Origin of the sequence: Pseudacidovorax sp. (assembly GCF_017991995.1) — a bacterium.
In the GTDB taxonomy this organism is placed as follows: Bacteria; Pseudomonadota; Gammaproteobacteria; order Burkholderiales; family Burkholderiaceae_C; genus Xenophilus.
Window position 1 is genome coordinate 26,261 of sequence record NZ_JAGOPN010000015.1, and the last position, 20,450, is coordinate 46,710.

General features: G+C 69.3%; 18 protein-coding genes. 7 read left to right on the forward strand and 11 right to left on the reverse strand.

Annotated features, from left to right (window positions below):
- Positions 1-119: 119 nt before the first annotated feature.
- Complete coding sequence (locus tag KBC94_RS19435; RefSeq protein WP_294373785.1) at positions 120-1,043, reverse strand: LysR family transcriptional regulator; 924 nt, start codon at positions 1,041-1,043, stop codon at positions 120-122.
- 133 nt (positions 1,044-1,176) lie between these two features.
- Here KBC94_RS19435 and KBC94_RS19440 point away from each other — a divergent pair, with 133 nt between their 5' ends.
- The 6 genes from KBC94_RS19440 (at position 1,177) to KBC94_RS19465 (ending at position 8,390) form a co-directional block, all read left to right on the forward strand.
- The gene (locus tag KBC94_RS19440; RefSeq protein ID WP_294373786.1) at positions 1,177-2,388 is read left to right on the forward strand and encodes an MFS transporter; all 1,212 of its coding nucleotides are present in this window, start codon (positions 1,177-1,179) and stop codon (positions 2,386-2,388) included.
- 91 nt (positions 2,389-2,479) lie between these two features.
- Positions 2,480-3,295, forward strand: a complete 816-nt coding sequence (gene dkgB, locus KBC94_RS19445) for a 2,5-didehydrogluconate reductase DkgB (protein ID WP_294373788.1) — start codon at positions 2,480-2,482, stop codon at positions 3,293-3,295.
- Positions 3,296-3,332: 37 nt separating this feature from the next.
- Positions 3,333-4,331, forward strand: coding sequence for a LysR substrate-binding domain-containing protein (locus tag KBC94_RS19450; RefSeq protein WP_294373790.1), 999 nt, complete (start codon positions 3,333-3,335; stop codon positions 4,329-4,331).
- A 231-nt stretch (positions 4,332-4,562) separates the two neighbouring features.
- Complete coding sequence (locus KBC94_RS19455; protein WP_294373792.1) at positions 4,563-6,110, forward strand: AMP-binding protein; 1,548 nt, start codon at positions 4,563-4,565, stop codon at positions 6,108-6,110.
- 14 nt (positions 6,111-6,124) lie between these two features.
- Entirely contained in the window at positions 6,125-7,339 is a 1,215-nt protein-coding gene (locus tag KBC94_RS19460) for an acyl-CoA dehydrogenase (RefSeq protein WP_294373794.1), read from the forward strand.
- Between the two features lie 64 nt (positions 7,340-7,403).
- Positions 7,404-8,390 (forward strand): tripartite tricarboxylate transporter substrate binding protein, encoded by a 987-nt coding sequence (locus tag KBC94_RS19465; protein ID WP_294373796.1) that lies wholly within the window; start codon positions 7,404-7,406, stop codon positions 8,388-8,390.
- 169 nt (positions 8,391-8,559) lie between these two features.
- Here the strand turns inward: KBC94_RS19465 and KBC94_RS19470 are convergent, their stop codons facing one another.
- The 4 genes from KBC94_RS19470 to KBC94_RS19485 all read right to left on the reverse strand — a co-directional run bounded on the left by KBC94_RS19470 (position 8,560) and on the right by KBC94_RS19485 (position 14,297).
- Positions 8,560-9,702 (reverse strand): zinc-binding dehydrogenase, encoded by a 1,143-nt coding sequence (locus KBC94_RS19470; RefSeq protein WP_294373798.1) that lies wholly within the window; start codon positions 9,700-9,702, stop codon positions 8,560-8,562.
- 239 nt (positions 9,703-9,941) lie between these two features.
- Positions 9,942-11,465, reverse strand: coding sequence for a tripartite tricarboxylate transporter permease (locus KBC94_RS19475; RefSeq protein WP_294373801.1), 1,524 nt, complete (start codon positions 11,463-11,465; stop codon positions 9,942-9,944).
- Between the two features lie 16 nt (positions 11,466-11,481).
- Positions 11,482-11,907, reverse strand: coding sequence for a tripartite tricarboxylate transporter TctB family protein (locus KBC94_RS19480; protein WP_114804351.1), 426 nt, complete (start codon positions 11,905-11,907; stop codon positions 11,482-11,484).
- Between the two features lie 368 nt (positions 11,908-12,275).
- The gene (locus tag KBC94_RS19485; RefSeq protein WP_294373804.1) at positions 12,276-14,297 is read right to left on the reverse strand and encodes an ATP-dependent DNA helicase; all 2,022 of its coding nucleotides are present in this window, start codon (positions 14,295-14,297) and stop codon (positions 12,276-12,278) included.
- A 172-nt stretch (positions 14,298-14,469) separates the two neighbouring features.
- On the opposite strand from KBC94_RS19485, the gene KBC94_RS19490 reads away from it, so the two are divergent.
- On the forward strand, positions 14,470-15,297 hold the full coding sequence (locus tag KBC94_RS19490; RefSeq protein WP_294373806.1) for a protein phosphatase 2C domain-containing protein: 828 nt from the start codon (positions 14,470-14,472) through the stop codon (positions 15,295-15,297).
- 118 nt (positions 15,298-15,415) lie between these two features.
- Here the strand turns inward: KBC94_RS19490 and KBC94_RS19495 are convergent, their stop codons facing one another.
- From KBC94_RS19495 to odhB, 6 genes are read right to left on the reverse strand one after another with little or no spacing between them, the layout of a single operon-like run.
- Complete coding sequence (locus KBC94_RS19495) at positions 15,416-16,087, reverse strand: hypothetical protein (protein ID WP_294373809.1); 672 nt, start codon at positions 16,085-16,087, stop codon at positions 15,416-15,418.
- Positions 16,084-17,190, reverse strand: coding sequence for a cell division protein ZapE (gene zapE / locus KBC94_RS19500; RefSeq protein ID WP_294373811.1), 1,107 nt, complete (start codon positions 17,188-17,190; stop codon positions 16,084-16,086). The genes KBC94_RS19495 and zapE overlap by 4 nt, the downstream gene beginning before the upstream one ends.
- A gap of 1 nt (position 17,191) precedes the next feature.
- A complete protein-coding gene (lpdA, locus tag KBC94_RS19505; RefSeq protein WP_294373812.1) occupies positions 17,192-18,622 on the reverse strand; it encodes a dihydrolipoyl dehydrogenase in 1,431 nt (476 codons plus the stop codon).
- Positions 18,619-18,852 (reverse strand): DUF2283 domain-containing protein, encoded by a 234-nt coding sequence (locus KBC94_RS19510; protein WP_294373814.1) that lies wholly within the window; start codon positions 18,850-18,852, stop codon positions 18,619-18,621. The genes lpdA and KBC94_RS19510 overlap by 4 nt, the downstream gene beginning before the upstream one ends.
- Positions 18,849-19,091: a hypothetical protein gene (locus KBC94_RS19515; RefSeq protein ID WP_294373816.1), complete on the reverse strand. Its 243-nt coding sequence runs from the start codon at positions 19,089-19,091 to the stop codon at positions 18,849-18,851. Before KBC94_RS19515 ends, KBC94_RS19510 begins: the two co-directional genes overlap by 4 nt.
- A gap of 20 nt (positions 19,092-19,111) precedes the next feature.
- Positions 19,112-20,380, reverse strand: a complete 1,269-nt coding sequence (gene odhB, locus KBC94_RS19520) for a 2-oxoglutarate dehydrogenase complex dihydrolipoyllysine-residue succinyltransferase (protein ID WP_294373818.1) — start codon at positions 20,378-20,380, stop codon at positions 19,112-19,114.
- Between the last annotated feature and the right edge of the window lie 70 nt (positions 20,381-20,450).

Consider the following 20,450-nt stretch of genomic DNA (forward strand, 5'->3'; position numbering starts at 1 on the left):
CTGCGGCTGGCCTGCATTCACATTTTGCATTTCGAGCGTAATGTATTTGTGCGCCGAGGAGCCGCACCTTGGGGTATGCCCGCGTGCCCCCGGGCCGGCATGCACAAGCGCCGTTGCCTTCAGCGTTGCCTCGATGCCCTTCCCGCAGCCACCGGCGCATCCGGCCAGTGGGCAGCCAAGTGGTCGATGAAGGACGCGATCCGCGCCGTGAGCGGCGTGTTGCGGTAGTACACCGCCTGCACGGCCTGCCGCACGTCGCGCGTGAGCCGCGGAAGCACTGGCACCAGCCGGCCTTCGGCGATGTCGCGCGCGGTCAGGAAGTCGGCCAGGCAGGCGATGCCCGCCCCCTCCAGCGCCAATTGCCGCAGCGTCTCACCGCTGGAGGCCGCGAGGGCGGGCTCGATGCGCAGCGGATGGCCTTCGGCATCGGCCACCGGCCATTCGTTGAGGCTGCTGGGCGTCGTGAAGCCCAGCAGCGTGTGTCGCGCGAGCTCGGCCACGCGGCGCGGCGTGCCGGCCGCGGCCAGATAGTCCGGCGACGCCAGCAGCCGCAGCGCGCTGCTGCCCAGCGGCCGCGCATGCAGCGTGGAGTCGCGCAGGCGGCCGATGCGGATGGCCACGTCCACGCGGTGTTCGAGCAGGTCGATCAAACCGTCGTGGCTGTGCAATTCCAGCGTGACCTCCGGGTAGCGCGCCCGGTAGCCCGCGACCAGCGGCACCACCACATGCAGCATGAAGGGCGAGGCGGCGTCCACCCGCAGCCGGCCGGCGGGGCGCTCGCGGCGTGCGGCCATGTCCTCTTCGGCGGCATCGACGCTGGCCAGGATGGCCCGCGCACGCGCCAGGAAGGCGGCGCCTTCCTCCGTCAGTTCCAGCCGGCGGGTGGTGCGGCGCATCAGCGTGGTGCCGAGCTTCTGCTCCAGCCGCGCCAGCGTGCGGCTGACGGCCGAGACGGTCATGCCCAGCTGATCGGCCGCCCGCGACAGGGCGCCGGTGTCGACCACGGCGGCCAGGGTCTGCATCTCGTCCAGCGTCGTCTTCATTCTTGATTCCAGATCAAAAGTGTTTGGTTTATAGACGGGTTTTTCGCAAGAGCGGATCGCAGGAGACTGGCGGCCTTCCAACGTGTTCGACCTGTTCGACTGCTTGTGCGGCCCCGGCCGCGAGGTGCCTTCCATGCCCATTGCCCTGTTCGCGCTGACGCTCAGCGCCTTCGCCATCGGCACGACCGAGTTCGTGATCGTCGGCCTCATCCCCACCATTGCCGCCGACCTGGGGGTGTCGCTGCCCTCGGCCGGCCTGCTGGTGAGCCTCTATGCCCTGGGCGTCGCCGTCGGCGCGCCGCTGCTCACCGCGCTGACCGGCCGGCTTCCGCGCAAGGCGCTGCTGCTGGGACTGATGGTGCTGTTCACGCTCGGCAACCTGGTGGCCTGGCGTGCGCCGGGCTACGAGTCGCTGATCGTGGCGCGGGTGCTCACCGGCCTGGCGCACGGCGTCTTCTTCTCCATCGGCTCGATCATCGCGGCCAGCGTGGTGCCGAAGGAAAAGGCGGCCAGCGCCATCGCCATCATGTTCACCGGCCTCACCGTGGCGCTGGTGACGGGCGTGCCGCTGGGCACGCTGATCGGCCAGCACCTGGGCTGGCGCGCCACCTTCCTGGCCGTCGCCGGGCTGGGCGTGGTGGCGGTACTGGGCAGCGCCGTGTTCGTGCCGCGCAACGTGCCGCACAGCCCGCCGGCCGCCCTGCGCGAGCAACTGGCCGTGCTGGCCCAGCCGCGGCTGCTGCTGGTCTATGCGATGACGGCGGTGGGCTACGGCGGCTCCTTCATCGCCTTCACCTTCCTGGCGCCACTGCTGCAGCAGGTGACGGGCTTCTCGGCCAACGCCGTGAGCGGCGTGATGCTGGCCTACGGCCTCTCGGTGGCCGTGGGCAACCTCTGGGGCGGCCGGCTGGCCGACCGCCTGGGTCCGGTGCCGGCGCTGCAGCGCATCTTCCTGGGCCTGGCCGCGGTGCTGGGCGTGCTGAGCCTGACCGCACCGCATCCGCTGCTGATGGTCGCCACGGTGCTGGCCTGGGGTGCGGTGGCCTTCGGCAACGTGCCGGGCCTGCAGGTCTACGTGGTGCAGCAGGCGCAGCGCTTCAGCCCCAAGGGCGCGGACGTGGCCTCGGGCCTGAATATCGCGGCCTTCAACCTGGGCATCGCCGGTGGCGCGGGGTTGGGCGGCCTGATCGTCGAGCGGATGGGCCTGGTGCACACCGGCTGGATCGGCGCGCTGGTGGTGCTGGGCGCCTGGGCGCTCACCACCTGGGCCGGCCGGCTGGACCGCCGCGATGCGCAAGGCTGCTCAAACGCCCGCAAGAACGGCGACGACTGCGTCGCCTGCTGACGCACGGCGCGGTCATCGGCCGCCAGCCGCGCGTTGCCGCGGCGGCTAGGCTTCATCCAACCCTTCACGCCTGTCACGAGGACATTCCATCATGAGCATCCCCGCCCCCATTCCCGCCTTTGGTCTGGGCACCTTCCGCCTCAAGGGCCAGACCGTCATCGATTCCGTCCGCAATGCGCTCGACGTGGGCTACCGTGCCATCGACACGGCGCAGATCTACGGCAACGAGGCCGAGATCGGCCAGGCCATCGCCGAATCGGGCGTGCCGCGTTCGCAGCTCTTCCTGACCACCAAGGTGTGGGTCGACAAGCTGGGCGCCGACGTGCTGATCCCCAGCCTCAAGGACAGCCTGCAGAAGCTGCGGACCGAGCAGGTCGACCTGACGCTGATCCACTGGCCCTCGCCCAGCCGCGCCGTGCCGCTGCGCGAGACGCTGGAGGCGCTGGCCGAGGCGCAGCGACAGGGCCTGACGGCGCAGTTCGGCGTCTCCAACTTCACCATCGCGCTTGTGCAGCAGGCCATCGAACTGGCCGGCAAGGGCGCCATCGCCACCAACCAGGTGGAGATCAGCCCCTACCTGCAGAACCACAAGCTGGTGAACTACGCGCGCATGCAGGGCGTGCACCTCACCTCGTACATGACGCTCGCCTATGGCAAGGTCCTGAAGGAGCCGGCGCTGGCCGAGATCGCCCAGCGGCACGGCGCAACGCCTGCCCAGGTGGCGCTGGCCTGGGCGTTGACGCAGGGCTTCTCGGTCATTCCGTCGTCCACGAAACCCGAGAACCTGGCGTCCAACCTGAAGGCGAAGGACCTGAAGCTCACCTCGGAGGACATGGCCGCCATCGCCGCGCTGGACCGCAACGAGCGCCTCGCCAACCCGGAGAGCCTCGCGCCCGCCTGGGACTGACACCCCGCCGTACGCGCGGCTATGCTGCGCGCCACCCATGGACCTGCGCAGCCTCCGCTACTTCATCGCCGTGCTCGAAGCGGGCAGCCTCTCCCGCGCGGCGGCCTCGCTGTACATCGCGCAGCCGGCGCTGACGGCGCAGATCAAGAAGCTGGAGGCCGAGCTCGACACGCAGTTGCTGGAGCGCTCGCATGCCGGGGTCACGCCCACCTCCGCCGGCCTGCAGCTCTACGAAGACGCCCGCCGCCTGCTGTCGGACGCCGACGCCATGCGCGACCGCATCCGCCAGCTGCCGCAGGGGCCGGAAGGCTCGGTGACCATCGCCCTGCCTTTCCTGCTCGCCTCGCTGCTGATGGGCCCGGTGCTGATGGCCCTGCGAGAGACGGCGCCGCGGGTGCGCGTCTTCGTGCTGGACGACCTGAGCCTGATGGTGAAGAAGGCCATGCTGGACCGGCGCGCCGACCTGGGCGTGCTGGTCGACACGCAGGCCGTCGACGGACTGGAGTGCCGGCCGCTGGCACGCGAGGCCATGTTCGTCTGCGGACAGGACGCCGATGGCGGCGTTCGGGCTCTGCTGCAGCCGTCCACACCCAAGGGCCGGCGCGAGGCGGCCACGCCGCCCGGCCGCCCCACGCTGGACTTCGACCATGCCGCCCGCCTTCCGCTGGTGCTGCAGTCGCGCCGCTTCTCGATCCGCCGCAGCGTGGAAGAAGCCGCGGCCGCGCGGGGCACCGCGCTGCACATCGTCCACGAGCACGACTCCGCACGCGTGATCCGCTCGCTCTACCTGCATGGCGCAGGCTTCACCTTCACGCCGGCCTGCGCGCTGCACGATGCGCCGCCCGCCCGCTCGGACTGGGTCGTCGCCCGCGTCGTGCGGCCCGAGCTGGTGCGCACCTACAGCCTGGCCCTGCCGGCTGGACGCGTGCTGGACGCCGCCACGCAGGCGGTGGTGGACGCCCTTCTGCTGCAGGCGCAGCGCCTGATCGAGGACGGTGCGTGGGAAGCCGAATGGCTGCACCGCGCAAAGCCCTGAGCGGCAGCACGCGGGCTGCCTGCCCGCATCAGCCCGGCCGTGCGCCCCGCCAGGGGCCATCACTTGCATTGATGCCCCGGCATCAGCAAACGGTATTTCCGCGATGACCGGCCTTCTGGAACAGTGACCGACACCGCCGCAGGACGCGCACGCAGTCCGCGCGGCAGCCGGTCGAGATTCCAGGAGACAGCCATCAACAACGCCAGCCCTTCCGCGCCCGCCGTCCGTCCGGTGACGAACGTGGCCACCCTCGTCGCCCGCAGCGCCCGCGCCCATGCGCGGCAGGTCGCGGTCCGCAGCGCCGATCGCAGCCTGACCTATGCCGAGCTGGAGCAGCGCGCATGCCGCCTCGCCAACGCCTTGCTCGGCCTGGGCCTGGGCCTGGTGCGCGGCGACCGCGTCGGCATCTACCTGCCCAACTGCCCCGAGATCGTCGAGCTGGAGCTGGCCTGCTACAAGGCCGCTCTGGTCAAGGCGCCCTTCAACGCACGCCTGTCGCCGGCCGAGGTTGGCGAGGTCGCGGCCAACAGCGAGGCCACGCTGATCGTCACCACCAGCGAACGGGCCGAGGCCATCCGCCCCCACCTGCGCGGCACGCCGCGGCTGGTGCTGCTGGACGCGCCCGGCGACGAAGGCTACGAAGGCCTGCTGGCCCGCGCCAGCGACCGCTTCGACGCGGTGCCGGTGCACGCCGACGAACTGGCCGTGCTGCACTACACCTCCGGCAGCTCGGGCGTGCTCAAGGCCGCCATGCAGACCTTCGGCAACCGGCTGGCGCAGCTGCGCAAGTTCCTCATGCGCAGCGAAGGCATGCGCAGCGGCCATTCGCTCGGGCTGGTCGGCCCGATCACCCATGCCTCGGGCATGCAGATCGTGCCCGCGCTGTGCAGCGGTGTGACCATCCGCATCTTCAACGGCTTCGAGCCCGGTTGCTTCCTGGCCGACATGAAGGCCGAGCGCATCACCCACACGTTCATGGTGCCGACCATGATCAACATGCTGCTGGCCGAGCTGGACGGCCAGTACCGCCCGCTGCCCGACCTGCAGCGGCTGGGCTATGGTGCCGCGCCGATGGCGCCGGCACGCATCCTGCGCGCGATGGACGTGTTCGGCCCCGTGCTGTCGCAGGGCTACGGCGCGGGCGAGACCACCTCCGGCGTGTGCGCCCTCAGCACCGAGGACCACCTGCATGCCCGCGCCGCCCGCCCCGAGCGCCTGGCCTCCTGCGGCCGGCCCTTCCTGGAGTGCGACGTGCAGATCCTGGACGACGCGGGCGAACCCGTGGCCATGGGCGAGATCGGCGAGATCGTGGTCGGTGGCGACGACGTGTTCGCCGGCTACTGGCGCGCGCCCGAGCTGACGGCCGAGGTGCTCAAGGACGGCCGCTACCACACCGGCGACCTGGCCCGCATGGACGAGGACGGCTTCGTCTACATCGTCGACCGCAAGAAGGACATGGTCATCAGCGGCGGCTTCAACGTCTATCCCTCCGAGGTCGAGGCCGTGCTGTACCAGCACGAGGCGGTGCAGGACGCCTGCGTCTTTGCCATCCCCGACGACAAATGGGGTGAGGCGGTGGCGGCGCATGTGGTGCTCAAGCCCGGCCGCACGGCGGATGCGGGGCTGATCGACGCCTTCTGCAGCGCGCAGCTGGCCGGCTTCAAGCGGCCGCGGCACATCGAGTTCGTGGCGGCGCTGCCGCGCAACCCCAACGGCAAGGTGATGCGCCGCGCGGTGCAGGCGCCGTACTGGCAGGGCCAGTCGCGGATGGTCAATTGAACGAGGGCGATGCCATGACGAACGCAACGACCTCCGCCCCTCTCTTCCGCGGCCCCTTCGAAGGCAGCGAGCGCGCCGCCGAACTGATCTCACGCATTCAGCACTTCATGAATGGTGAGTTGGCCGACCTGGCGCGCGAACACCAGCTCGACCACGAGCACAGCCCCGACCGCGCCCTGCTGCGCCAGGTCTGGCGCCGCTCGCACACGCTGGGCTTCTACGGCCTCACGCTGCCGGAGCAGCTGGGCGGCCTGGGCCTGTCGGTGCTGGACCACGTGCTGGTCAAGGAGGCCATCTACGCCACCGGCTCGCCCTTCGCGCCGCACGTGCTGGGCGAGCTGAGCGGCCCGCCGCGCGTGGGCGCACTGGTGCGCCATGCCACGCCGCAGCAGATGGCCCAGTTCATCCTGCCCGTGGCACAGGCCGAGCTGGCAATCTGCTTCGCCCTCACCGAGGCCGAAGCCGGCTCCGACGCCGGCGCGGTGCAGACGCGTGCGGTTCGGGATGGCGACGACTACGTCCTCACCGGCCGCAAGCGCTTCATCTCGGGCTCGCCCTTCGCCGATGCGGCCGTGCTGATGGCCTCGACCGCGCCCGAGGGCAGCGAGCAGCGCGAAGTGACGGCCTTCTTCGTCGACCTGCGTGCGCCGGGCGTGCGCGTCGAGTGCAACTACAAGACCATGGCCGGCCAGAGCAGCACCGGCGACATCGTGCTCGAGGGCTGCCGCATACCGGCCGGCCAGCGCATCGGCGAGCCCGGCCGCGGCTTGGCGCTGGCGCTGGGTCGCATCACGGTCAACCGACTGCTGCATTGCCCGGCGATGGTGGGCCTGGCCCAGGTGGCGCTGCGCGATGCGCGCGACTACGCGATGCAGCGCAAGCAGTTCGGTCGCGCCATCGCGCAATTCCAGGCCATCCAGCACATGCTGGCCGAGGCCGCCACCGAGCTGGCGGCGGCGCGCGCGCTGATGATCGCCACCGCCCGCCAGCTCGATGCCGGCGGCGACGCGCGGGCCGAGGCCTCCATGGCCAAGCTCTTCTGCTCGGAGACCGCCTTCCGTGTGGCCGACAAAGCGGTGCAGGTGCATGGCGGCGAAGGCATCGTGCAGGGTCGGCGCGTGGAGTTCCTGTTCCGCATGCTGCGCATGTATCGCGTGCTCACCGGCACCAGCGAGATTCAGAAGAACACCATCGCCAAGGAGCTGCTCGCGCCCGACAACGCCGGCTGACGCCCGGCACTGGCCGGCGCCGTGGACGCCCGCCCTCTCAAGAATCAAAAAGGAGACAAGCAAGATGACCGACATCAACCGCCGCCGCCTGGTGGGGGCTGGCCTCGCCGCCGCCCTCGCGCCCCTGGCTGCACCCCTCGCCCGTGCCGCCGAGCCCTACCCCAGCCGGCCCATCAAATGGGTGCTGCCCTACCTGGCCGGCACGGGCCCGGACAACACCGCACGCATCCTGGCCGAGGCAGTCGGCCCGATGCTGGGCCAGAGCGTGGTCATCGAGAACCGCGGCGGCGCGGGCGGCAACATCGGGGCCAAGCTGGTGGCCCGCGCGCCGGCCGATGGCTACACCTGGATCTACTCGGCCGCGCCCATGGCGGCCAACATGTTCATGTACAAGAGCCCGGGCTTCGACGCGCTCAAGGACTTCCGCCACATCATGCGGCTGACCAGCGCCGACGTGGTGCTGATCGTGAACGCCGACTCGGACATCCGCAGCGTGGACGACCTCGTCCGGCAGATCCGCGCCCGGCCCGGCAAGGTGGAATACGCCTCGGGCGGCGTGGGCACGCCTTCGCACCTGGGCGTGGAGATGTTCCTGGACGCGATCAAGGGCAGCGCGCTGCACGTGCCCTACAAGGGCGCGTCGGAGTTGTGCACCGCGGTGCTCGGCAACCAGGTGGTGTTCGGCGCGCCCATCCTGGCCGTGGCCTATCCCCAGATCCAGGCGGGTCGACTGCGTGCGCTGGCGGTGACCGGTCCGCGCCGCAACGCCGTGCTGCCGCAGGTGCCGACGCTGGCAGAGGCCGGCGTGCCCGGCGTCGAGCTGATCTCGTGGGGTGGCATCTCGGTGCCGGCCGGCACGCCCGATGCGGTGGTCGAGCGCATCCAGGCCGCCTTCGTGCAGGCGCTCAAGCAGCCGCGCGTGATCGCCCAGCTGCAGGAGCAAGGCGGCCAGGTGGACATCCAGGAAGGCAGCGCCTATGTCGATGGCTTCAAGCGCGAGATGCGCTCGACGCAGGCCATGATGAAGAAGGTCGGACTGGAGCCGCTCTGACAGCAGCCAAGGGGCTCCACAGGCGCACCGATTCGAATCATGCGGCCGCGGAGCAGGCCATGCCAGGGCACCCGCGGAACTGGCTTCGCCAGGCCGCGGGGTGCGCCCCCTCCAAGCCGAAGGCGCGAGAGAGGCGGAGCCGCGAAGCGGCATGGGGGTGCTTTTCAGTTCAGCGCGACGGATCGATCAGCACCTTCGCGCCCGTGTTGCGCGCGCCGTAGAAGGCGATGGCATCGGCACTCAGTGCGCCCGCCAGCGACACGGTCCGCGCGTAGTGGCTCGCAAAGGTCGTCTTGAGCTCGGCCGCGACGCGCGCACGCAGCGCCTGCGCCGCCGGCTCGCCAATCTTCTGCAGGAAGGGAAAGAGCAGCCAGCCGCCCACGCCCCAGGCCATGCCGAAGCTGCGGTGGATCTCGGTGGGCCGCGTGTCCAGGCCACCGTACAGATAGACCTGCTTGTGCACCGACGAGCCGTAGCGGCTGTATTCGCTGGGCGTTCGGCGCGCAATGGACGCCTCCATGCACTGCAGGATCTGGCCGGCCAGCGTGCCGCCGCCGGTGGCGTCGAAGCCGATGGTCGCGCCGGTGGCTACCAGCGCCTCGGTGAGCTGGGCCATGAAGTCCGGCGCGCTGCTGTCGCACACATGCACGGCCCCCTGCCCGTGAAGCAGCGCCGCCTGCTCGGGCTTGCGCACGATGTTCACCAGGCCGATGCCGTCCTTCAGGCAGATGCGGTTGAGCATCTGGCCCAGGTTGCTGGCGGCCGCCGTGTGCACCAGTGCCGTGTGGCCCTCGCGCTTCATGGTCTCGACCATGCCCAGCGAGGTGAGCGGGTTGACGAAGCAGGAGGCGCCATCCGCCGCCGTTGCATCCTCGGGCAGCAGCAGGCACTGGGCCGCAGGCATGGTGCGGTACTGCGCATACATGGCGCCGCCGATCAGGGCCACGGTGCGGCCCAGCAGCGCCTGCGCGGCCGGCGAGGAACCTGCGGCCACCACCAGGCCGGCGCCTTCGTTGCCCACCGGCAGGCTCTGGCCCACGCGGGCGGCCACGGCGGGCATGGCGCGCTCCGGGATGCGCGCAATCACCACGGGGCGCTCCGCGCTGCCCGAGACCTGCACGGTCGAAAGGTCCGCAGGGCCGAGCAGCAGGCCGATGTCGGAGGGATTGATGGGCGTCGCCTGCACGCGGATCAGCACCTCGTCGGCGCCAGGTTGCGGTACGGGCACCCCTTCCAGGCTGATCCGCAGCGTGCCGTCGGCCTGGACGAGCGAGCGCAGTTGCAGGGCGGTGGCGGGGAGGATCTCGGGCATGGACGTCTCCGGAAGAGGGATGAAAGCGCCGCAGCGGATGGCAGCGGGCGACGGGGCGCTCATTGTGGGTGCCGCCAGCAAGCGCTGCTGTCGCGGGGCCATCAGACCGGCGCCGGTGGCATCGCGGGGATCGGCCCGCGCGAGGATGCGGGCCTCAACCCGCCCATGGGCACTGTGCGGCCGCGCCCAAAAAGCAGAAGGGGCCCGAAGGCCCCTTCTGCAGTGGATTGCACGCGCGCTCAGGCGGTCTCGTGCGCCGCCGGCAATGCGGCGGCTCCGTTCTTCTGCTTCTTCGTCTTGATGAAGAAGCCGATGGTCTGCCATGCGATGAACACACCGATCAGCGACAGCAGCGTGCCGCTGATGGGCCGGTCGAAGAAGATGCCGAAGCTGCCGCGGCTCAGCAGCAGCGTGCGGCGGAAGTTCTCTTCCAGCATCGGGCCCAGAATGAAGCCCAGCATCAGCGGCGCGGCATCCAGGTCGAACTTCATGAACAGGAAGCCCAGCAGGCCGAAGGCGGCGGTGATGTACAGGTCTTCGAGGTTGTTGTTGACGCTGTACGTGCCGATGCAACAGAAGAACAGGATGCCCGGGAAGAGCACGGCGTACGGGATCTTGAAGACCGACAGCCAGTAGCGCACCAGCGGCACGTTCAGGATGATCAGGAAGCAGTTGCCGACCCACATCGAGGCGACCAGGCCCCAGAACAGTTCCGGGTGACCGGCGATCATGTTCGGGCCGGGCTGGATGCCCTTGATGATGAAGGCGGCCATCATCAGCGCCATCACGGCGTTCTCGGGGATGCCGATGGACATCAGCGGAATGAAGCTGGTGCGGGCTGCGGCTTCGTCGGCTGCGGCCTGGCCGGCCACGCCTTCGATACAGCCGGTGCCGATCTCGTGCTTGTACTTGCTGACCTTCTTGTCGATGGCGTAGGCCGCGAACTGGGCGATGGCCGGGCCGCCGCCGGGCAGGATGCCCAGGAAGGAGCCGATCACGCTGCCGCGCAGGGCGCTGGGGATGATCCGCTTGAACTCTTCCCAGGTGGGCATCAGGTGGATCTTGCCGTTGAAGGGCGAGCGCTCTTCACCGCTGTCGAGGTTCTTGGTGATCTCGGCGATGCCGAAGCAGCCCAGCGCGATGCTGACCAGGCCCACGCCGTCGGCGAGGAAGGGCAGGTCCATGGTGTAGCGCTGCACGCCGCTGTTGACGTCGGTGCCGATCTGGCCGAGCAGCACGCCGATCAGGCACATGGCCAGGCCGTTGAGCAGGCTGCCGGTGGTCACGAAGCTCACGCAGACGAAGCCCACCATCATCAGCGCGCAGTAGTCCGCGGGGCCGAACAGGAAAGCCACCTCGCCCAGCTTGGGCGCCAGGAAGGTCAGCACGATGATGGCCACGGTGCCGCCGATGAAGCTGGAGAAGCCGGCCGTGAACAGCGCCAGGCCCGTCTTGCCCTTGAGCGTCATCGCGTAGCCGTCGATACAGGCCACGATCGAACTCGCGTGCGGGATCTTCATCGTGATCGCCGACACGCTGTCGCCGTACTGCGCCCCGTAGTAGATGCCGGCCAGCATGATCAGCGCGCCGGTGGTGTCGATGGAGTACGTCAGCGGCAGCAGCAGGCTGATGGTGGCCAGCGGGCCCAGGCCGGGCAGCAGGCCCACCAGGGTGCCGACCACGCAGCCGATGGCGCAGTACATCAGGTTGTGGATGGTCAGCGCGTGCTCGAAGCCGAACGCCAGGTTATGGAGAGCTTCCATGGTGTGCAGGCTCCGATCAGTACAGGGGAAGGTTCAGGCCCAGCAGCTTCTGGAAGCCGAAGGCGAAACCCACGAGCACCACCGCCACCTTAACGTTGCGTACCCAGGAATACTTGCCGCTGGCCGCCAGCGAGGCGATGAACACCATGACGACGATGCCCACGGTCATGTTCACGTAGGTGGACACGAGCGCGAAGGTGCACAGGCTGGCCAGGATGATCGCGATGTTCTTGAAGTTGACCGACATCGGGATCGGCTTGACGAAGCGCGAGCGGATCACGGTGATGATCCCGATGGCCAGCAGCATGCCGCTGACCATGGCCGGGAACAGGCCCGGGCCGGCGTGCGCGAAGCTGCCGATCTGGTAGTTGAAGGCCGGCACGCCGAACAGCAGTGCAAGCGCGATGAGGAACAAGCCTCGGTTGAGGTTGCGATCGTTCATAAGGGGAGGCGAAGCGTCGTCATGTTGATGTTGTGGATCGGTTGGTCCCTCTCGCGCCGGGGGATCCGGCGGGGTGCCAATGTCTCCTTTGCAGCCGCAGCTGCTGGGGCGGAGGGGATGCTCCGGCTGCCACACTGATCGGAATCTGACCGACTGCAGAGGGGAATTACGTACCGGAGGGCCCCTGCGGCGCGCAGGCGTCGCATCGGTGACTTTTCCTCCGGGTTAACACGAAGAAGCGGCTACGCAAATACACGTAGACGCCCGTTTTCCCGGGCTTCGCCGGGTCATCGACGGCGACCGAAATACCCATGAAAAAGCCGCCCGAAGGCGGCCTCTGGAACATGGGCGCGCGGCCTTTCGTCCGTTCAGCCGGGGGGCTGCGTCAGATCGTCGAGTGCCTGCTCGAAGTCGGCCTCGGCCGCCAGCCGGCGCATGGGCGGCAGCGCGGCGAGCAGGCGGCGGCCGTAGCCCATGGACACCAGGCGCGTGTCGCACACGACCAGCACGCCACGGTCGCTTTCGCGCCGGATGAGCCGGCCCGCGCCCTGCTTGAGCGCCACGGCCGCCTCGGGGATGGAGTAGTCGCCGAAGCCGCTGCGGCCCTGCGACTCCAGCCGGCGCGTGCGCGCCTCCACCAGCGGATCGCCCGGCGGCGGGAAGGGCAGCTTGTCGATCACCACGAGTTGCAGCACATCGCCCGGCGCGTCGAAGCCCTCCCAGAACGAGGCGGAGGCCACCAGCACGCAACCGGTCGCGCCCGCGTCGGCGCCCGCGCGGAAGCGCTCCATCAGTACGCGCTTGGGCCACTCGCCCTGCACCAGCACATCGACGTCGCTGCCGGCGGCACGCAGGCGCTCGCGCAGGCCGTCGCCGATGGTGCGCAGCGCGCGCAGCGTGGTCGTCAGCACCAGCGTGCGGCCACCCAGCCGCAGCGCGCCCTTGGCCGCCAGCGCCGCCACGGCGTCCGGATGGCCGGCATCGGCGGGCCGGGGAAACTGCCGCGGCACATAGAGCGCGGCCTGCTGCGCATAGTCGAAGGGGCTGGCCACGCGCAGCACCTGCGCTTCGTCCAGGCCGCACGGCTCGGTGAACCAGCGCAGTTGCGGGTCGTCGCCCAGCGTGGCCGAGGTGAAGATCCAGGCACGGCTGCGCGACTCCCCGCCCTGCTCCTGCGGGGACGGCGCCGGGCGGTCGGCCTTGAGCACGCGCTTGCGCACCGCATCGGCGATGTCCAGCGGTGACTGCACGAGTCGCAGCTGGGTGCCGATGTCGACCCAGCGCACCGCATCGGGCGGGCACGGTTCGGTCAGCAGGCCTGCCCGCTCGACCAGCAGGCCGGCGCGCTCGGCCAGGCGGACGAAGTCGGGGGAAAGCTCGCTGACCGTGTCCAGCGCGACAGCGGCGTCTTCCGCGGCGCGGCGCAGGGTGTCCAGGCCGCCCTGCCAATGGGTGGCGCCGATGCCTTCGGGGGCGGCGCCGTTCCAGCGCAGCTTGGCGCCGGGCCAGCCCTTGCCGGCCACCATGCGCAGTTCGCGGGCCGCGTGCTCGAGCTTGCCGGCCACGTCCTGCCAGTCGGCCAGGCCGCGTGCCTGCTGCAGCCCGGCGGCGAGCAGGTCGCGCGCAAAGTCCAGCACCTGCCCGGTACCCAGTTGCAGGCCGAGGAACTGCACGCCCGTCTCGTTGAGCTGGTGTGCCTCGTCGAAGATCACCACGCGCACGCTGGGCAGCAGCTCGGCCATGCCCGACTCGCGCACCGCGAGGTCGGCGAAGAACAGGTGGTGGTTGATGACCACCACGTCCGCCGCCAGCGCCTCGCGCCGGGCCAGGTTGACGTGGCAGGCCTTGAACTGCGGGCACTGCTGGCCCAGGCAGTTGTCGCGGGTGGAGGTGACCAGCGGAATGACCGGCGAGCGCTCGTCCAGGCCCGGCAGCTCGGCCAGGTCGCCGGTGCGCGTGGTGAGCGCCCAGCGCTCGACCTTGGCCAGCGCATGGGCCACGCCCCGCTCCCCCCCGGCGTCATGCCGGGCCTGGGCCATGCGGTGCAGGCAGAGGTAGCTGCCCCGTCCCTTGAGCAAGGCAGTGCGCAGCGGCAGGTTGAGCGCCTCCAGCAGACGTGGCAGGTCGCGCCCGAAGAGCTGGTCCTGCAAGGCCTTGGTGGCGGTCGACAGCAGCACCCGCTCGCCACTCAGCAAGGCCGGCACGAGGTACGAAAAGGTCTTGCCCACGCCCGTGCCCGCCTCCACCACCAGTTGCCCCCCTTCGGCCACGGTGTGGGCGATGGCCAGCGCCATCTGCGTCTGGCCCTCGCGCACGCGGAACTGGTCCGCCGCCTGCGACAAGGCCCCGCCGTCGGCGAAGACATCCATCACCTCGTCAGCGAGCGCCATCTAGCCTTTCCTCCCGGTCGAAGGGCACCTGGGCGTCGCTCCTGGCAGACACAAGCTTTCGACAAAGGAGAAACTGTGAATTGTGTTTAACGGTGTCACTGGATCGCTCGATAATGGGTGTCAGACAGCCACATAGCCTTCTCGTTGGCGCGCCGCGGCGCCGACCGCGCCAATGCCTCACACCGGTTTCCGATTGTCCGCTGCCACGGGTCTCCACCAGGGAGACCGGCCTTACCAACAGGATCAGGTCGCCCTGATCGGGCATCCCCAGCGCCCGGGCTGCCTCCTCGCGGTGGTCGCCGACGGCATGGGCGGCCGCAGCGGCGGCCGCAAGGCATCGGAGCAGGTCATCATGACCGCGCAGCAGCTGTTCGCCCGCTATGCACCGGGCACGGACGATCCCGACCGGCTGCTGCGCCAACTGGTCGACGAAGCCCACACCGTGATCCGGCTGACCGCGCTGTCGAGCGAGCAGGAGCCGCACAGCACCGTGGCGGCCTTCCTGCTCGACCCCGATGGCCGGGGCGCCTGGATCCACGCCGGCGATTCGCGCATCTACCTGTTCCGCCGCGGCCGCCTGGTGCGCCGCACGCGCGACCATTCCTATGTCGAGGTGCTGGTGCAGCGCGGCGAGCTGGACGAGGACGAGGCCTTGCGCCATCCGAAGGCCAACATCCTCGTGGGCTGCCTCGGCATGCAGTCCACCCTGCCGCCGATGGACCTCGAGGCCATCGATGGCGTCCAGCCCGGCGACGCGTTGATGGCCTGCTCTGACGGGCTCTGGCACTACTTCACGCCCGAGGAGTTCGGAGCGGTCATCGCGCGATACCCGGCCCGCGCAGCGGCCGAGATGCTGGTGAACGAGGCGCGTCGCCGCGCCGGCGGGGCGGGCGACAACCTGTCGCTGATCCTGGTGAAGGTGGAGGAACTGCCCGGCAAGCCGGCCACGCCCTCCTCCGCCGCGCTCGACGCGTTCATGGACAGCAGCCCGCGGCGCTGAGCACGGCCGCCGATACGGCGGCTTCAGCCGCTCGCCGCCAAGCCGGCGCCCGCCCTGCAACATGGAGGGCCCGCCCCATAAGCGGGCACCGCGGCGGCACGTCTTGGCGAGTGCGGACTCAGGGCTTGGCTGCCGGATCCGGCAGCGGCGCCGCCGGCGGCTTGGTGCGCTCGGCATTGCGGCGCTGGGCGTCTGCGCGACGCTGCTGGGCGTCGACCTGTCGACGCTCGTAGCGTTCGCGCTCCGCGGCATCCTGGGTGCGCCGCTGGGCCCGCTCGGCCGCCTTCTCGGCCTGTGCCTTCTGCCGGTCCTCGAACTGCTGCCGGCGCTGCGACGCCTGCGCGGCAGTGGCGGCCCGGCTGGCCGCATGGTCGGCGTTGCGCTGCTCTCGGTCCTGCTGGGCCTGCCGGTTCCGGTCGCGTTCCTGGGGCAGGTCGCGCGCAGGCGGGTTGGCCTGTTTGTCCTGGATGCGGCGCAGGGCGTCTTCGCCTCGTTGGCGGCGCTCCGCATCATTGAGCACGGCTTCACGCCGCTTGAGCCCATCCAGCGTCTCGCGGTGCAGACGGCTCTCGGCATTGAGGCAGTCATCGACGGCGAAGCGCTGGTAGCACTGAGCCCGGCGGGCCGAGTAGCGCACCTCTTCGGCCTTGCGCTCGACGCCGATGCGCTCGCGTTCGTCCGCCGCCTGTGCCGAACCGGGCGCAGCCGCCGACACGGCGGATTGGGCAAGCACGGTGCCCGCCGGCACGGCGACCAGCATCAACGCGACAAGGCGAAGGGAAAAGCTCATGTGAGGCGGGTGTCCACGGTACGGCGCTCCAGCGCCAGGAACTCGGCCGACTGCATTTCGTTCAGTCGCGAGACGGTGCGCGGAAACTCGTGCGCCAGCGGCCCTTCGGTGTAGAGCTGCTCCGGCGGCACCGCGGCCGAGAGCACGAGCTTCACCCGCCGATCGTAGAACACGTCCACCAGCCAGGTGAAACGCCGCGCTTCCGAGGCCATGCGCACCGGCATCTCGGGCACGTCGGACAGCAGCACGGTGTGGAACTGGCTGGCAATCTCAAGGTAGTCGTTCATCGAGCGCGGGCCGCCGCACAGCGTGCGGAAGTCGAACCACACCACGCCGCCAGCACGACGCCGGGCGCGGATCTCGCGCTTCTCGATGTTCAGCACCGGGTTGTCGTCGCCCTTCTCCGCCAGCTTGTCAAAGATCTTGCGCAGCTCCTTCTCGGAGCCACTGTCGTTGGGCGTGATGTACAGGCGCACCTGCTCCAGCGTGCGGCGCCGGTAGTCGGTGCCGTTGTCCACGTTGATGACCTCGAGCTTCGCGTTGAGCAGGTCGATGGCCGGCAGGATGCGGTCGCGGTGCAGCCCGCCGGGGTACAGGTCGTCGGGCTTGAAATTGGAGGTGGTGACGAAGCCCACGCCGTTCTCGAACAAGGCCACCAGCAGGCGATGCAGGATCATCGCGTCGGTGATGTCGGCGACGTGGAACTCGTCGAAGCAGATCAGCTTGAAGCGCTTGGCGATGCGCTTGCCCAGCTCATCGAGCGGGTTCTGGATGCCCTGCAGGTCTGCCAGCTCACGGTGCACCTCACGCATGAACTCGTGGAAGTGCAGGCGTGTCTTGCGGTTGATGGGCACCGCGTTGAAGAAGCAGTCCATCAGGAAGCTCTTGCCGCGCCCGACGCCGCCATACATGTAGACACCGCGCGGCACGGCCGGGCGATGGATCAGCTTCTTGAAGGCGTTGGAGCGCTGGGCCTTGTACTCGGCCCACTCGCGGGCGCAGCGGTCCAGCGCGTCGACCGCGCGCAGTTGCGCGGGATCGGCGGTGTAGCCGCGGCCCTTGAGTTCGGCCTCGTAGGCCTCCTTGACGGACGGGAGCGCCAACTCAGAAGTTCAGCGTGCGCTTGTCGACGGCCAACGCGGCTTCCTTGGTCGCCTCGGAGAGCGACGGGTGCGCGTGGCAGATGCGGGCGATGTCCTCGGCCGAGGCCTTGAACTCCATCGCGACGACGGCTTCCGAGATCAGCTCGCTGGCCATGGGGCCCACGATGTGCACGCCCAGAATCTCGTCGGTCGTTGCATCGGCCAGGAACTTCACCATGCCCGTGGTGTCGCCCAGCGCGCGCGCGCGGCCGTTCGCCAGGAAGGGGAAGGTGCCGGCCTTGTATTTCACGCCATCGGCCTTGAGCTGCTGCTCGGTGCGGCCTACCCACGCGATCTCGGGGCTGGTGTAAATCACCCAGGGGATGGTGTTGAAGTTGACGTGCCCATGCTGGCCGGCAATGCGCTCGGCCACGGCCACGCCCTCTTCTTCCGCCTTGTGCGCCAGCATCGGGCCGCGCACCACGTCGCCCACGGCCCACACGTTGGGCAGGCTGGTCTTGCACTCGTCGTCCACGATGATGGCGCCGCGGTCGTCCAGCTTCAGGCCCACGGCCTCGGCATTCAGGCCGATGGTGTTGGGCACGCGGCCGATCGAGACGATCAGCTTGTCGGCTTCCAGCTTCTTGGCTTCGCCCTTGGCATCGGTGTAGTCGATGGTGACGCCGGCCTGGGTCTTGGCGACCTCGCCCACCTTCACACCCAGCTCGACCTTCAGGCCCTGCTTGTCGAAGGCCTTCTTGGCTTCCTTGGCGATCTGCTCGTCCACGGCGCCCAGGAAGGTCGGCAGACCTTCGAGGATGGTGACGTCCGCACCCAGGCGGCGCCACACGGAGCCCATCTCCAGGCCGATCACGCCGGAGCCGATCAGCGCCAGCTTCTTGGGCACGGCACCGACGCGCAGCGCGCCGTCGTTGGACAGCACGGTCTCCTCGTCGAAGGGCACGCCGGGCAGCTGGCGGGCGTTGGAGCCCGTGGCCACGATGATGTGCTTGCCGACCAGCGTCTCTTCGGCAGCGCCGGCGACCTTGATCTCGTAACCGCCTTCGGCTGCCTTCGCGAAGGAGCCGCGGCCGTGGAAGAAGCTGACCTTGTTCTTCTTGAACAGGTACAGGATGCCGTCGTTGTTCTGCTTCACCACGCCGTCCTTGCGGGCCAGCATCTTGGCCACGTCCATCTTGACGTCGGAGGCCGTGATGCCGTGCTCGGCGAAGTGCTTGTTGGCGTGCTCGAAATGCTCGGACGACTGCAGCAGGGCCTTGGATGGGATGCAGCCCACGTTGGTGCAGGTGCCGCCCGGTGCCGGGCCGCCCTTGCCGTTCTTCCATTCGTCGATGCAGGCGGTGTTGAAGCCCAGTTGGGCCGCGCGGATGGCAGCGATGTAGCCGCCGGGGCCACCGCCGATGACGATGACGTCGAATTGCTTGGTGCTCATGGGTGTCCTTGGTGCGGTTGCGCGCCGACGGGGCGTGCGGCAACCTGCTCGAATGAAAAGGCGGGAATGTCTGCGCGTTCGCTGGCGTGTTCGATCGTCATGGCGCACATGCGGCCCCGGTCGTCGAACTCCAGCAGCGTGCTCTCGTCGAGGTCGCGCGTCTCGGCCACCTGGCCGCTGCGGAACTCGATGTAGAGGGTGTCCGTGTCCTGGAAGTACGTGACCTTCATGGCCTGAAGCTCCGATCGAAAAACGCATTGTGGACGGTCTCGCCGTCCTCCAGGAGCACGACGCGCAGCCATCGGCCTTCCGCCTCTGGCACCGGCGCCCACAGGCGCCTGCGGCCGTCTTCCTGGAGATGGCGATGCTGCGGCGCCTGCACCACCCGCTCAATCCACGCGAGCTCGATCGACTTGCGGTCGTCGCGCTCGCGCGTGGCGAGAAAGTACTGGGTGCAGCGCAGCGCCATCGCTCACGCAGCCGGGGCGATCAGATGTCGAAGAGCAGGCGCGAGGGATCTTCCAGCGCTTCCTTCATCGCGACCAAGCCCAGCACGGCTTCGCGGCCGTCGATGATGCGGTGGTCGTAGCTCATCGCCAGATAGTTCATCGGGCGCACCACGATCTGGCCGTTCTCGACCACGGCACGGTCCTTGGTGGCGTGCACGCCCAGGATGGCCGACTGGGGCGGGTTGATGATGGGCGTCGAAAGCATGGAGCCGAAGGTGCCGCCGTTGGAGATGGAGAAGGTGCCGCCGGTCATCTCGTCGATGGACAGCTTGCCTTCCTGGGCCTTCTTGCCGAACTCGGCGATCTTCTTCTCGATGTCGGCGAAGCTCATCTGGTCGGCATTGCGCAGGATCGGCACCACCAGGCCGCGCGGCGAACCGACGGCGATGCCGATGTCGAAGTAGCCGTGATAGATGATGTCGTTGCCGTCGACCGAGGCGTTGAGCACCGGGTACTTCTTGAGGGCGTGCACGGCCGCCTTGACGAAGAAGCTCATGAAGCCGAGCTTGGTGCCGTGCTCCTTGGTGAAGGCGTCCTGGAACTTCTTGCGCAGGTCCATCACGGGGGCCATGTTCACCTCGTTGAAGGTGGTCAGGATGGCGTTGGTGGACTGCGACTGCAGCAGGCGCTCGGCGATGCGGGCGCGCAGGCGGCTCATCGGCACGCGCTCTTCGGGGCGGTCGCCCAGGTTGGCAGCGGTGGGGGCGGCGACCTGCGGCAGCGAGGTCTTGGGGGCACCGGTCGGGATCTGAACGGCAGGTGCCTTGGCGGCGGTGGCGCCACCGGCCACGGCCGACAGCACGTCGCCCTTGGTCACGCGGCCGTCCTTGCCGGAGCCGGCGACGTCGCTGGTCTTCAGGCCGTTGTCGGCCAGCAGCTTGGCGGCGGCGGGCATGGCCACGTCGGACTTGGCGCCACCGGTCGCGGCGGGCGCTGCGGCAGCCGGGGCCGATGCGGCGGGCGCAGCCGCGGCGGCAGCCGGTGCGGGCGCGGCTGCGCCGGCCTTGCCTTCGGTGTCGATCTTGGCGATCAGCTGGTCGGCGACGACGGTGGCGCCGTCGGCCTGGACGATCTCGGCCAGCACGCCGGACGCCGGGGCCGGCACTTCGAGCACGACCTTGTCGGTCTCGATCTCGATCAGGATTTCATCGGCCGTGACGGCTTCGCCGGCCTTCTTCTTCCACTGCAGCATCGTGGCTTCTGCCACGGACTCGGACAACTGGGGAACCTTGACTTCAACGATGGACATTTTTATGGACTCTGCTTATTCGAGGGAAACACGCCCGCGAACGACAAAAAAATGGGGCGCGCAAGAACAG